Origin of the sequence: Mucilaginibacter sp., from assembly GCF_965201005.1 — a bacterium.
GTDB lineage: Bacteria > Bacteroidota > Bacteroidia > Sphingobacteriales > Sphingobacteriaceae > Mucilaginibacter_A.
In genome coordinates this window covers 3,283,379-3,297,071 of the sequence record NZ_OZ241747.1, presented here as the reverse complement: position 1 = coordinate 3,297,071, position 13,693 = coordinate 3,283,379, and the positions used below count along the sequence as shown (strand labels likewise).

General features: G+C 41.2%; 14 protein-coding genes. 7 read left to right on the top strand and 7 right to left on the bottom strand.

From position 1 onward, the window contains the following. Positions 1–172 precede the first annotated feature (172 nt). Genes lpxK through ACOFKR_RS15025 form a run of 3 tightly spaced genes read left to right on the top strand, consistent with a single transcriptional unit; the run spans position 173 to position 4,156 of the window. Positions 173–1,249 carry a tetraacyldisaccharide 4'-kinase gene (gene lpxK, locus ACOFKR_RS15035; RefSeq protein WP_419801616.1) on the top strand — a complete coding sequence of 359 codons (1,077 nt, stop codon included), beginning with the start codon at positions 173–175 and terminating at the stop codon, positions 1,247–1,249. Then, complete coding sequence (locus tag ACOFKR_RS15030; RefSeq protein ID WP_419801615.1) at positions 1,200–2,012, top strand: purine-nucleoside phosphorylase; 813 nt, start codon at positions 1,200–1,202, stop codon at positions 2,010–2,012. Before lpxK ends, ACOFKR_RS15030 begins: the two co-directional genes overlap by 50 nt. Beyond that, the gene (locus ACOFKR_RS15025) at positions 2,009–4,156 is read left to right on the top strand and encodes a putative porin (protein WP_419801614.1); all 2,148 of its coding nucleotides are present in this window, start codon (positions 2,009–2,011) and stop codon (positions 4,154–4,156) included. The genes ACOFKR_RS15030 and ACOFKR_RS15025 overlap by 4 nt, the downstream gene beginning before the upstream one ends. Positions 4,157–4,352: 196 nt before the next feature. Here the strand turns inward: ACOFKR_RS15025 and ACOFKR_RS15020 are convergent, their stop codons facing one another. The 3 genes from ACOFKR_RS15020 to ACOFKR_RS15010 form a co-directional block, all read right to left on the bottom strand. Beyond that, positions 4,353–4,541, bottom strand: coding sequence for a hypothetical protein (locus ACOFKR_RS15020; protein WP_419801613.1), 189 nt, complete (start codon positions 4,539–4,541; stop codon positions 4,353–4,355). Positions 4,542–4,574: 33 nt separating this feature from the next. Then, a complete protein-coding gene (locus ACOFKR_RS15015) occupies positions 4,575–5,750 on the bottom strand; it encodes a hypothetical protein (protein ID WP_419801612.1) in 1,176 nt (391 codons plus the stop codon). Between the two features lie 83 nt (positions 5,751–5,833). Continuing rightward, the gene (locus ACOFKR_RS15010; RefSeq protein ID WP_419803650.1) at positions 5,834–7,015 is read right to left on the bottom strand and encodes an asparagine synthetase B; all 1,182 of its coding nucleotides are present in this window, start codon (positions 7,013–7,015) and stop codon (positions 5,834–5,836) included. 151 nt (positions 7,016–7,166) lie between these two features. Between ACOFKR_RS15010 and ACOFKR_RS15005 the strand changes: the two genes are divergently transcribed. Together ACOFKR_RS15005 and ACOFKR_RS15000 are read left to right on the top strand one after the other, a co-directional pair. Beyond that, the gene (locus ACOFKR_RS15005; protein WP_419801611.1) at positions 7,167–7,625 is read left to right on the top strand and encodes a peptidylprolyl isomerase; all 459 of its coding nucleotides are present in this window, start codon (positions 7,167–7,169) and stop codon (positions 7,623–7,625) included. Between the two features lie 100 nt (positions 7,626–7,725). After that, on the top strand, positions 7,726–8,154 hold the full coding sequence (locus tag ACOFKR_RS15000) for a DUF5606 domain-containing protein (RefSeq protein ID WP_419801610.1): 429 nt from the start codon (positions 7,726–7,728) through the stop codon (positions 8,152–8,154). A gap of 199 nt (positions 8,155–8,353) precedes the next feature. Here the strand turns inward: ACOFKR_RS15000 and ACOFKR_RS14995 are convergent, their stop codons facing one another. After that, positions 8,354–8,491: a hypothetical protein gene (locus ACOFKR_RS14995; protein ID WP_419801609.1), complete on the bottom strand. Its 138-nt coding sequence runs from the start codon at positions 8,489–8,491 to the stop codon at positions 8,354–8,356. Here ACOFKR_RS14995 and ACOFKR_RS14990 point away from each other — a divergent pair. Beyond that, entirely contained in the window at positions 8,490–9,254 is a 765-nt protein-coding gene (locus tag ACOFKR_RS14990; protein WP_419801608.1) for an oxygenase MpaB family protein, read from the top strand. The genes ACOFKR_RS14995 and ACOFKR_RS14990 overlap by 2 nt on opposite strands. Before the next feature lie 102 nt (positions 9,255–9,356). On the opposite strand, the gene ACOFKR_RS14985 is transcribed toward ACOFKR_RS14990, so the two are convergent. The 3 genes from ACOFKR_RS14985 to ACOFKR_RS14975 form a co-directional block, all read right to left on the bottom strand. Beyond that, positions 9,357–10,073: a Dps family protein gene (locus tag ACOFKR_RS14985; protein ID WP_419801607.1), complete on the bottom strand. Its 717-nt coding sequence runs from the start codon at positions 10,071–10,073 to the stop codon at positions 9,357–9,359. Between the two features lie 232 nt (positions 10,074–10,305). Beyond that, positions 10,306–11,580: a sensor histidine kinase gene (locus ACOFKR_RS14980; RefSeq protein ID WP_419801606.1), complete on the bottom strand. Its 1,275-nt coding sequence runs from the start codon at positions 11,578–11,580 to the stop codon at positions 10,306–10,308. After that, complete coding sequence (locus ACOFKR_RS14975) at positions 11,581–12,252, bottom strand: response regulator transcription factor (RefSeq protein WP_419801605.1); 672 nt, start codon at positions 12,250–12,252, stop codon at positions 11,581–11,583. It abuts the gene before it with no gap. A gap of 622 nt (positions 12,253–12,874) precedes the next feature. Here ACOFKR_RS14975 and ACOFKR_RS14970 point away from each other — a divergent pair. Continuing rightward, positions 12,875–13,570, top strand: coding sequence for a sulfite oxidase-like oxidoreductase (locus tag ACOFKR_RS14970; protein ID WP_419801604.1), 696 nt, complete (start codon positions 12,875–12,877; stop codon positions 13,568–13,570). Positions 13,571–13,693: the final 123 nt, after the last annotated feature.

Sequence of the window (13,693 nt, the reverse complement as noted above, 5' to 3'; positions counted from 1 at the left end):
GCAATAATACAAAAAAAGTGTTTTGTATTTGTATAGATTATCAATTTTTAGCACCGATTTAATCCGGATATAATTAATATTTATTTAAGGTTAATAAAAACAATATCCGCACATCAAATTATATGATAAAAAACAGCGTTTCCGGGTCAACAACCATAGGTATAGCTTAATCATGCGCAATATCCGTTACCTGCTCTTGCCCTTTTCGCTGCTTTACGGTTTGATCATCCTTATTCGAAATTTTTTTTACGATTTCGGGGTTTTTAAAAGTAAACAATTTGACCTTCCGGTGATCGTGATCGGCAACCTCGAAATTGGCGGCGCGGGCAAAAGCCCGATGACAGAATATCTTGTTGGCTTCCTCAAAAATCAATACAAAATTGCCACATTAAGCCGCGGCTACGGCCGCCAAACCAAAGGCTTTTTTTATGCCGATAAAAACAGTACGGCCAAAACGGTTGGTGATGAACCGCTTCAGTTTAAACAAAAATTTCCGGAAATTGCCGTTGCCGTTTGCGAAAACCGGGTGTTTGGGGTTGAAAAACTACAAGCTGATCATGATTTGATTTTGCTGGATGATGCTTTCCAACATCGTGCCTTAACGCCGGGATTTAGTTTGTTGCTGTTTAATTATCAGCAGTTGCTGAAACCGCATTTTTTACTTCCTGCGGGAAATTACCGCGAACCGTTTTCGGGAAAAAAACGTGCCGATGTGATCGTGGTCAGCAAATGCCCCGCAGATTTATCCGCAGAAAACCAAGAAAAAATCCGGCAGCAGATGCTTCTTTTAGCACATCAAAATTTGTTTTTTACTTCGATTGTTTATCAGCCGTTCCGTACACTTTTTCCTTCGGCGGATGCTGTTTTTATCGACCAAAATTCTACTTTGTTTTTGCTGACCGGTATTGCCAACCCGAAACCGTTGCTGCAGCATTTGCGTAAGCAGTTTGCACAGGTTGTGCCGCACAATTATCCCGATCATCACCCGTTTACCAGCAAAAATATAAGTAAACTTGTTGCAGATTTTGCGGCCTGCCCGGCGATAAATAAAGCAGTTATCACAACAGAAAAAGATGCGCAGCGTTTACAAGAACCCGAACTGCAAACGCTGCTGGCCGGTTTGCCGGTTTTTGTGGCACCGATCGGGATTTCGTTTTTGGACGGCGCGGCACCGGCGTTTCAGCAGCTTATAGAAAATTATGTTAGAAAGTATCAGAAAAACAACCGCTTATATACAAAGCCGCATTAATGGTTTTGAACCTGAAGTCGGCATTATTTTAGGCACCGGACTGGGCGGTTTGGTCAATGAAATAGAGATCGAAAAACAGCTGATGTACAGCAATATCCCGGATTTTCCAATTTCAACATTAGAGTTTCATTCCGGTAAATTGATTTTTGGCACGCTGGCCGGCAAAAAAGTAGTGGCCATGCAGGGCCGTTTGCATTATTACGAAGGTTATACGATGCAGCAGATTACGTTTCCTGTCAGGATTATGAAGATGCTGGGCATCAAAACATTACTGGTTTCCAACGCCAGCGGTGCGCTCAATCCGGCATTCAAAAAAGGTGATTTAATGGTGATTGAAGATCATATCAACCTGCAGCCTGATAATCCGCTGCGCGGCAACAACGAAGAATTAGGACCGAGATTTCCGGACATGAGCCAGCCTTACCGCAAAGATTTGATTGAAAGTGCCTTAAAAATAGCCGATAAAAACAGCATTGCCTGCCATAAAGGCGTTTACGTTTCGGTAACCGGGCCGAATTTGGAAACCCGTGCCGAATACCGTTACCTGCGCATCATCGGTGGCGATGCGGTGGGCATGAGCACCGTGCCGGAAGTAATTGTGGCCAACCACATGAACCTGCCGGTATTTGCCATTTCGGTGGTTACAGACGAAGGTTTCCCGGAAGTGTTGGAGCCGGTTTCGGTAGAAAGTATCATCGCCATTGCACAAGCGGCCGAACCCAAAATGACTTTGATCCTTAAAGAACTGATTGCGCAACTGTGAATTTTAGCAAACTGAAATTTTTATTTTTAGGGCTGATTTTTTTACCCGCGGCTTCGGTTTACGCGCAATATGGCCGCACCACCAACACCAATACCAACCCATTTGTGCAGGGCGATACCAGCCACCGCAAAACGGCCAAACCCTTAACAGACGACCAGTTGCTGGACACTTTGCGCAAACGCGACGAGCACAAAGCCGATTCGGTGGTTTTTACTTCAAAATATATCCGCGTAACCAATGCCAGACTTTTAAATGTCAGCACGCAGGTAATTCCGCTGGACACAACGCTGAACAACTTTGAAAATTATAGTGCTTTGTATCAGCCGCGCAGCCCGAAAATTGGTTTAGGAAACCTGGGTTTGGCTTACCGGGATTTACTTTTTGAACCCCGCAAATCCATCGGTTTTGATATTGGCATACATGCTTTTGATGCATATTTGTTAAGACCGGAAGACGTAACTTACTACCGCGCACGTACGCCTTTTACCAACCTTTATTATGTAAACGGATCATTGAAAGAACAGCTTTTCGGGGTAACGCATACGCAAAACATCAAACCAAACTGGAACGCCGGTTTTGATTTTAACCGCATCGGTTCGGTTGGTTTTTATCCGAGGCAAAAATCAGATCACCTGGAAGCTGCTGTTTTTACCTGGTACGAATCCAAGAGCAAACGCTATAACCTACTTGGCAACCTCACTTTTAATAACCTGAAAGCACCGGAAAATGGTTCGATACTGAGCGACAGCATTTTTAAAAAAAGCACAGGCCAAGTCAGCACCAACAGTTCTCTGGCCAAAAGTTCGCAGCCGGTAAGGCTCAACAATTCGCGCGATAATTACAGGAACAACAGCCTTTACATCAAACAAATTTACTATATCGGTAAAACAGAAGGCTTAAACACACCTGCCGGTTCTTCTTCCAGCGTTGTCCCTACCCAGCGAATTTCGCATACGTTTATTTATAATACTCAGCAGTACAAGTATTTACAAGATGAAGCAGATGTGTACAACGTTTTTCCGCAGCACAATACAGACACACTTTTTTCCAGGGATTCACTTCATGTACAACATATCCGGAATGAATTTTCGTACAGTTTTGCTTTGCGCGGAAATGCAGTAAAATTTGTACGGAACGAACTGAAACTGGATTTGGGTTTGGTACACGATTATTACAACTACAACCAGTGGGTCCGGGCCAATGGTTTGGTTTCTACCCAAAATTATCAGCAAAAAGTGCAAAGCAATTCTTTTCAGGACATTACTTTAAAAGCCCGGCTGGGTTACAATTTGAGCGACCGGGCAGGGCTGGACATTAACCTGCAGCAAGTAACTTTGGGCCGCGAGTTTGGTGATTACTTTTATAATGCCAGGCTGAATGTTTTGCTTGGAAATAAAATTGGTAGCGTAATTGCCGAAGCTTACACACAAAACAATACCGTGCCTTTAATTTATACTTCCTGGAGATCAAGTCATTACACGTTTACCAATAATGATCTGAACAAACAAAAAACAACCGGCTTATCATTTAATTACCTGAATGAAAAACTGCAGCTGGATGCCAAGGCAGAATATTTTTTGCTGGGGAATTACCTTTATTTTGCGGCAGCCAATACCAGTCCGGATTCTGCTTACTCCAATAATCTGCAGCCCCGGCAGGCTGGCGGCGTCATCAGTTTATTAAAGCTGAGTTTGGGCAAAAACTTCATTTATCACAATTTTCATTTTGATAATTTTCTGGTTTACCAAAAAACAAACAACACCGATGTTTTGCGCACGCCGGAATTTTACACTTACAACAGCTTGTATTACAACAAAAAATTTTTCAACGTTTTAAGCACCAGTTACGGGTTTGCAGTGCGGTACAATACCAAATATCTGGCTCAGGCTTACGCGCCCGGGATCGGTCAGTTTTATAACAATTCCAACTTTGCTTTTGCCAATTATCCGGTGATAGATCTATTTGTAAAAGGCACTTTAAAGCGCACAAATCTGTTCCTGAAATATACATACGCCAACCAGGGTTTGCAAAGCAAAGGTTATTATACCACGGTATCACCAGGTGCCTCGCCCGCTTCGCAAGTTGGCTACCCAATGCAGGATGCGTTGCTGATTTTTGGGGTAAGCTGGAATTTTTATAATTGATAGTTTGCTGTCAAAACCGTTGATTTTAAACATTTGAAGAAGATTTCTCCCTTCGGGCCGAAATGACAATGATGCTTCTTTTAGCACTATAAAATTGGTGTTTAAATCAGCGATCTTTAAAAGGATATACAAAACATTGATTTTTATGCGATAAAAGAAGCATGATCAATAGTTTGAATGAACACGAAAACACATTTTAATTGTGTTTAAATGTTACAGTTTCAGGTTCAACATCTTCAAATTCTTGTAAATGTTTTTTTAATTTACTTTCAAGTTCCGTAAGATTATTGGCGTAATCGGCAATTAAATTGTTGTTATACTTAATACTGCCCCACAAAACTTTTTCTCCTTTTTCAATGGTTAATTTTACTTTTTTCATTTCCATGATTGGTACAATAGTGTAATAAGCAAAATAAAATTATTTAACTTCCTTAAGTTCCATATAACCATTTATTTTCCAATAATTATCTATAAAAAGTGCTTGAGAAATATTGATTAAATATTTGTGTTGTCCTTCGGAAAATAAAATATCCATACTTACCATTGTAATGGGTCCACCTTTATATTTAGTGTTTGCAGGATAAAATTTCTCTTGCTTGTCTACATTGTCAAGAACTACTTTTGACCAATCAATCTTCAATACTTTAGCCTTCTCCAAAACAGACCCACACATAGACACAGACATATTTAATACAAGTTCATGATTAAGGTTCAACTCTTTTAAATCATCTTTTTTAATGATCTTTGGATTACCACCTTTTGCTTGATCTATTTTAATGCTCTGTTTCAGTGTTGGAAATAAGATTTTTAGGGAATCTATCCTTGATGATTTTAATGCGATAAGTACATCTTTCCCAAACTTAACCCGTTTTGTTGTAGATGAATCATTAAATATTTTTCCAATATCAGGTGTTGAAACCTGAACTACATCTTCTTTTACTGCTACTTTCTGTTCCTCTTCAGGTTCACCTTCATAATTACCCATATTAATATAAACATCAGCATATTCTTCCCAATATTCATTTTCTTTCCAGTAGAAATTATAGCTTAATTGTGTGTTATCAATCCCATACTGCTCCTGTTTTAAGTACAGACAAATGCTATTATTTCGAAGGAATATTGGTTTGGAAAAAGTATAAATAATAGGACAATAACGCGAGATTGCTTCCTTGGATTTTTCATTGTTTGTGAATACCGCGTTTGTCTGTTTAATAGAAAGACATCTTGATTTTAGAAACATGCCTTTTGACCACTTGAAAACTTTTAATTTATTTAATTCTTGGATTAAATACGCTTGTTCAGTTGAAGTGATGACAAATGATTGAGTTTGCTTGCCAGCATATAGTGGATCTAAAGAAAATGACTTTTTAGACGCGATTATCCTAATAGTAGAGTCAAGAACGTCTGATTTTATTTGATTTGTATAGTACAATGTATCACAACCTCGAAATAAAACATCTTGCTGTATATCACTTATTAGTTTGAATTTTTTTACCGTTTGCCCAAAAGAAATATTTGAACTTAAAAACAGCATAAGTGCTATTACAATTCTTCTATACATCATAAAAAGTTTAACAATTTGTTTAGAAATCATATCATAAATTATAGTAGCCTTTTACGGTACGAAAAATATTATTCCTTGAAAATTATCTCAATTTTATACCGATAAAAACAGCATCAGGTCTTCTGCTTCTTTTTCTTCGCCGCCGGAAACAAAACGTTGTTCAAAATCAAACGATAACCTGGAGAATTAGGGTGCAGTTTTAAATCTGTTGGCGGATCGCCGATGGCGTGCTGGTAATCTTCCGGATCGTGGCCGCCGTAAAATGTCCATTGGCCTTTGCCATAGTCGCCGTGGATATAGCGCGCTTCCCCGGCAGATTTCAGTTCGCCCAAAATCAGCACATTTGGTTTGATCAAACTCTCGCGGAAAGCCGTTGTCAGTCCCATAAAACCTTTGATCACTTTATCATGGTTTTGGGTGAGCATGGACGGGACCACGTCCCATTTGGCCGAAAAATCAAACAATGTAAAAAAATCATCTGATCGGCTTACGGTACGGGTTGGCGTTACGTCAATATTACTGAAGCTGTGACTGTACGGATTTTCATCCAATTTGAAGTTTTGGAAGGCAAAAGTATTGTTAAAATCAAGCTTGGATTGCGCGTTCGGATCAGCGGCATCACCATCAAAAATACGTTCGCAGATATCGGTTCCTTCGGCAGCCAAAGCAATATCAAAAGTATCCGTACCAGAACACATGGCAAACAAAAATCCGCCGCCAGCGCAAAAATCGCGGATATCTTTGGCCACGGCCAGCTTCATTTGCGATACTTTTTTAAACCCTAATTTTTTGGCCAATGCTTCCTGTCTTTGCTGGTCTTCAACGTACCAGGCCGCATTGTGAAAAGCGGAGTAAAACTTGCTGTACTGGCCTGTAAAATCTTCGTGGTGCAGGTGCAGCCAATCGTATTTGGGCAGCTCGCCTTTGATAATTTCCTCATCATACAAAACTGTGTACGGGATTTCGGCATACGTTAAAACCAGCGTTACGGCATCGTCCCAGGGTAATTTGCTTTTGGGCGAATAAACGGCCATTTTTGGTGCTTTTTCAAGTTTTACCAAATCCATGTTTACGGAAGGATCTGTGATTTCATTTAAAATGGAAGTCACTTTAGCATCGGCCAAAACCTCATAGCTCACACCGCGGATTTTACATTCTGATTCCGCTTTCTCGCTATATTTCAGCATAAAACTGCCGCCGCGATAGTTGAGTAGCCAATCTACTTCTTCGCCGTTTTTCAACACCCAGAAAGCAATTCCGTAAGATTTCAGATGATCGTGCTGCACTTCGTCCATCGGTATTAAAATGGAAGCGGCCTTTGCCCAAAACCCAGCAAAACTTAAAAATATAGTGATAAAAACAGCACGGAAACCCTTCATCTTATTCAATTCTAAAAATCTAATATTGTTACTAAAATACTAACTTTGCACCTCTTTAAACAACAAAATGAGCAAAGCAATTATTAAAACCGAAAAAGGCGACATGACTGTAGAATTTTACGAACAGGATGCGCCAAATACCGTGGCTAACTTTACAAAATTAGCCAAAGACGGCTTTTACGATGGTGTGGCTTTTCACCGCGTAATCCCGAATTTTATGGTGCAAACCGGCGATCCGCTTTCCAAAGATCCGTCAACCGCTAACCGCGCAGGCAGCGGCGGCCCGGGTTATAAAATTGATTGCGAGCTAACCGGCGAAAACCAATATCATGATCGCGGCGTGCTATCAATGGCACATGCCGGTCGCAATACGGGCGGTTCGCAGTTTTTTATCTGCCACAGCCGTGCAAACACCGCGCATTTAGATGGCAACCACACCGTTTTTGGCAAAGTGGTGGACAATGTAGATGTGGTGGATCAAATCCGTCAGGGCGATAAAATTACCAGTGTTGAAGTGATTGATTAATAGATTTTTAGTGCTCAATCGTACGTTTTAAGTATTTGGTATAAACCTTTTATAAAGAGTTTGCCCCAACATATTACTTACAACGTAAAACTCAAAAAAAATGAATTTATATGGAATAGTTTCCGTTTCCGGCAAACCTGGTTTGTGGCGCGCAATGGCGCAAAATAAAACCGGCTTTGTTTTGGAAAGCCTGGACGGGCAAAAACTGAAATTAGTGGTAAACTTGAGTACGGCAAAACTGGCCGCGCTGGATGAAATCACGGTTTTTGGTGAAGATGAAGATTTAAAACTGACGGATATTTTAGCGCGCATGAAAACGCTGGAAAACATTCCGGACGCGAAAAAAGCCGACGGCAAAACACTGCGCGAATTTTTCCGTGAAGTGGCACCAGACCATGATGAAGAGAAAGTTTATGCTTCGGACATTAAAAAGATAATTTCCTGGTTTGAGATTTTAAAAACAAGACCGGAGTTTGAAGCGGAAGCTGAAACTGCCGAGGAGCCGAAAACCGAAACCCCTGCAGAGTAATTTTTTGCTTTGATTAACCTGGATTTCTTTCAGGTTTTTTTGTGAAAGAATAAACTGCAAATGCAAAATGCCGCAATAGTTTCGGCATGAAAAAAACTAAATGCTTCTTTTATCACCCTAAAATTTAGGTGGTAAAAGAAGCATTTTTATTTTGAACGGTTTTTGATTAATTTGAAACTTACATCTTATCCTAATGAACTTACCGGAAGAATTTTCCGCAGTCTAAATTTATACTGGTAAAAGAAGCATTGCCCGGATGCAGCTTTTCACCTTCTGCCAAAAGTACAAAACCACAAATCTTCCGCACAAAAAACCAAAAACCACGTTGGTTTAACATGGAGTTATTTGTGGAACAAGGTTCAATTGTGCGGAAAATATGGAGCAATGCAGATACGATTTTGTTCATTTTCGCCGGTGCATCGGCAGAATTTGCACTGAACAAAGCCGTGGACTGGCTGTATTTTACCGGAAAATTACCGGCCGATCCGTTGGGGCGATTGTTTTCTACCGTAACTTACGCACAAAGGATCAATTTTTCTACTTTAAAAGATGCCAATTTTGCCATCGATCAAATTACGGCCATCCACTCCGCAGTAGAGAAAAACCGCGGCAGCCAAATACCGGACTGGGCTTACCGCGACGTGCTGTTTTTACTGGTGGATTATTCTGTACGCGCTTACGAATTGCTTTACAACAAACTTTCCTCCGCAGAAAAAGAAGAAATTTACCATACTTTTTACCGGATGGGCTTGCGGATGAAAATCCCGGATTTGCCCGAAAACTATCAAAACTGGCTGCCCGTGCGCGAAAATCATCTCCGCAGAAACCTGGAAAAAAGCCGCTTTACGGTTGATTTGTACAAACAATACCGAAAGCACTTGGGCTTGCCGAGATTTATCCTGCTAAAAGAAGTACAAGCCCAATTGGTGCCCGGATATGTGCGGCAATTATTAGGTCTGAAAGATATTTTTTTGCTGAAACTGATTGTGCCGATGTACAAACTGAGCCGTAAACTAAAGCTGGACGGTTTGGTAAAAGCTGCAATTTTGCCTCGGGATTATCAGCCACAAATCAAAGCATTGGAAAGAAGTGTGAATTGATACTGACCAGCTGTCGAGCCTAAATTGCTTTGTTGAGGTTTTCTAAAAAATAACCAAAAAAAGGGCTTATGCAGCCCTCCGATTTTTGGTTTCGTTTAATATTTAATTTCCCGTCCGGTCACGTGACTGCTGCCCGCTCCAGGGAAGGTTTTCGCCTGTTCCGCCTGGTTTTTGTAAATGGATCCTTAATTTCCAGATATTTTTATCGACATTATAAGCCAGGTCCTGTAGTTTATTGCTCGTCACCGGGTCAACACTATTGCTCTCTGCAATATAAGTATAGATTTCTTTTTGCAAAACAGTTACCCTATCGATCAGTAATTTAAGCGATTCATTGTCAGTTACATATCCGGCAGGAAAATCCGGAATGTTGCTGGTTTTGCTGATGGTGCTGTAACGGCCGTCAACACTATAGCCTAATTGCAAGTTCCGTTCTGCAAAAATATCTGCCTGCAAGCGATAATAATCTGCCTGTTCCTGATAATAATCGTGCAGAGGAAGATACAACGGCCCGTTCACGTTCCAGTGCGCTTCTTTGTACTGATTGAACAGCGAAAGCAAATCAACGGTCATCTGCTGCATCATTTTAGAGATTTTTTGGCGATCTGCATCAGTCGTTAACGGATAGCTGTCTTCAATACGTTTTGGCTGGCCAAATTTTTCATTGCTTTCGCCTTTGCCCATTGCGCCGGCCGCCCTGGTTTTCACGTCCTGCTGGGTGCTCTTATTGGCTTTAATTTCTTTCTGTTCCTGCTGGTTTTGCGCAAAAGATGTTGTTGCAATCGTAGTTAGCGCAACAATGATCAATGTTTTTTTCATTTTGTTAAATATAGTTTTAGAGATTAAATGCTTAGTTCTGCCGCATCACTATTTCCTGATCCGATCAAAAAATAGTTTAGCGGGAAAACCCGTTGTCCAAACGGAAGGGCAATTAATTGATGGTCCTTTAAATAAGGAAGTGTTCGGCTTTATACTTCGGACACTGCGAATTTAACGGACAATTTTGAAGGAAGTTTGAAGTTTGCAGATCGAATTTGCCTTTGTTGAAAAGTCATGACAATCCTTTTTCAGTATTGAAGTTTACCGAAAAATTGTGCAGGTTTTCAGCAAAATGGTATTTCATATAAAAACCGTATTTAGAGCAAATATTATCTACCACTGCCAAACCTAAGCCAATACCATCCGAATTGCGGCCTTTGTAAAACCTGCTGAATATCCGTTCTTGTTGAAGCGGCGTGTCTTCGCCGGAGTTTTGAAAAGTGAGTTGCTGATGATGAAGCCCGACAATGATTTTACCGCCCGGTTTGTTATGCCTGATGGAATTGCTGAAAAGGTTGCCGATCAATATATCGATCAGGTATTTACTTGCCTTAACTTCTGCTTCCTCCAAGACCAGTTCAAGCAGGATGTTTTTGTTGCCGATAATTTCCTGAAACTGTTGGGCCTTTTCCAGCAGAATTGGTTTCAATGCTACAATTTCCCGTTCCTGGATCAGGTTGTTGTCAATTTTCACTAACAAAATAAGCGACTGGTTGATGCGGGAAAGCTTGCTTATGGCCGCATAAACGTCGGTAATTTGCGAAAGCTGGCCTGATTCTAAGCGTTCGTCCTGGATGAGCGTATCCAGCTTGGAAGTGATTACCGCAATTGGTGTGATCATTTCGTGGGAAGCGTTTTCGGTAAAAGCTTTCAACCCCTGATAATCGCTGGACACGCGCGACGACATGGTGGAAACTGCATGATTCAATTCCTGAAATTCGTCCACAGGACTTTCAACAATATCAATTTTTTTGATTTGATCTGTCAGGTTGAAAGTTTTTACATGATCCAAAATGTAGTAAAACGGCCGCCACAATCCGTTCAGGATGTATTTATTGGTGATGGTCAAAACCAGGAGCAAAAGTGCCGTGAGCAATAAAGTGATCGCGGAAATCACCTGGATGAGATATTCCGTGCTTTCCCGGGAAACGATAATGGTACAGATATAATTTTGGCCGTGCAGTGGGATCAATGTGGCAACTGCGCGGCCTTGTTCGTCCCGGCGGAGTTTATGATCTGTGTAAATGGCATCAAAAAACTGTGTTTTAAAACTGTTTTGATCTGTTTTGATAAAAGTCGTTTGGTCTTCGTCAAATTCCGCTTCTTTAGGGAAACGGCCGTTATGATGTACATAATCCAAAACCTCCTCCACTTCTTCGCGCAAATTATCGTCTAGTTGTTTTTTGGCAATCCGGTTGATGGCCGTATAATAAACAATACCGGAAATCAGCAAAACCGAAACGCTGATGATAATACTTGCCTTATTATAATGTGCCGATAATTTCATTTAGCTGAATTTGTAGCCTACGCCGTAAACAGACGTGATAAAATCTTTTTGTGTGCTGTCCATCAGCTTTTTACGAAGGTTTTTGATGTGTGTATAGATAAAATCGAAGCTGTCTGCCGTGTCCATGTCATCGCCCCAAAGATGTTCTGCGATGGCGTTCCTGGAAACCACTTTGTTTTTGTTGGCGATAAAATAAAGCAGCATGTCGTATTCTTTGCGCGTCAATAGGATAGCTTTGCCGTTTACGTCCACAGTCCTGCCGGACAAGTCGACCACGATTTCTTTATAGTTCAGGACGTTGTTGGTGCCAAAGGTTTTTCTGCGGAAAACGGCGATCAGCCTGGCTTTCAGTTCTGCCAAATGGAACGGCTTGGTAATATAATCATCGGCACCAATTGACAAGCCTTTCAATTTATCGTCCAGGGAATTGCGCGCAGAAATGATCAATACACACTCGTTTTTATCATTGGAGCGCAGGTAGTCCAATACGGCAAAACCTTCACCATCAGGCAGATTGATGTCCAGGACCACGCAGTCGTACCGATAGAGTGCTAATTTCTGAACGGCAGATTTCAGCGTTCCGCAGCTCTCGCAAATACTGCCTTCTTCTGTAAAATACTTTTCAATATTTTCGCGCAGGCCTTGCTCATCTTCAACAATCAGGAGTTTCAATTTTTGCTTTTTCAGGTAAAATTAACCAACAAAGCTGAAGGAAAGCTGAAGAAAAACAAAGGATTTATTGCAGGTAGCTTATCCGCAAAAAAAAACCATACTGTTTTTATCGGCATAAAAACAGTGCCGCTTCGCAAACTCTGACAATGATTTTATACCGATAAAAGAAGCATTGATCACAATATCCTGGGTTCTGTTTCACTGATTGCTCAACAGTAATTATTTTACTTTCAGGTTAAGGGTGATGATATCAGAACTCAAATCAGCATGGTCCGTCATTTTGGTTTTTGGTTAAATTCAGGCGGTCAACGTATTCCAAAAATAATTATTTAAGTTTTTCATCGCATGCAAACAGCCGTTCCTTTTTTTTAAGGATGAAATAAAAATCAGTTTAGTGGTAACTTCCCCATCTATAAAAAAGACCGATAAAAACAGCATTGTTCAATACAAAAGCACATATCAGAATAAAACCAGGGCGATTTGTCAACAGCTTCTGCCTTGTCGATTTTTTATATTTTAAAGAAGCAGGAAAATCGATGCCTTATCTAAGCAAACAACATTCGCCCAATAAAATCGTTACCGGAAAATACATCGTCAAGCTGGCAAAAGAAGCACAAGGTTTATGGAAGAATCGGAAAAAACAGAACGCATTGTTGAAGCGCGCATGAAACTAAAAGCGCGTTTTGAAGAAAAAATGAAGCAAACACCTTCTGTAGCCGATGACGGGCCAAAAGGAAGCGGCCCGGCCAACCGGCACGGAATGCCGGAAATACCGGTCGGGCAGACCAAAACCGTGAAATGGCCGGTGCTGGATCTTGGTTATCAGCCAAATATCCCTTTAGAACGCTGGCGGCTGACCATTGACGGTGCCGTGAAAACCCCGCTCCGCCTTACCTGGAAACAGTTTATGGACATGCCGCAAACCAAAGACACGTCTGATTTTCATTGCGTGACCACCTGGTCTAAGCTGAACATGCACTGGAAAGGCGTGAGTTTGCTCGATCTGGCGGCGCTCGTCCGTCCAAAAGAAACCGCCACGCATGTAATGTGCTATGGATATGATACTTACAGCACCAACCTTTCGCTGGAAGAAGCACTGAAACCCGATGTTTTGATCGTGCATACTTTTGACGGGCAGCCTTTGGCCAAAGAACATGGCGGACCGGCACGCATGATCACGCCGCAACTTTACGCCTGGAAAGGCAGCAAATGGATCAAACGCATCGAGTTTCTAACAGAAGACAAACCGGGTTTCTGGGAAGACCGCGGCTATTCCAACACGGCTTATCCGTGGCGGAACGACCGCTACAGTGATTGAATTTTTGGCGGCCAATGCTTCTTTTATGCCTATAAGTTTTGTGATGCTTCTTTTATCATACAAAAACCCGGTTTTGATGCTTTTGACAGCGTTGTTAAAAAAACAATATTTATGGCCATAAAA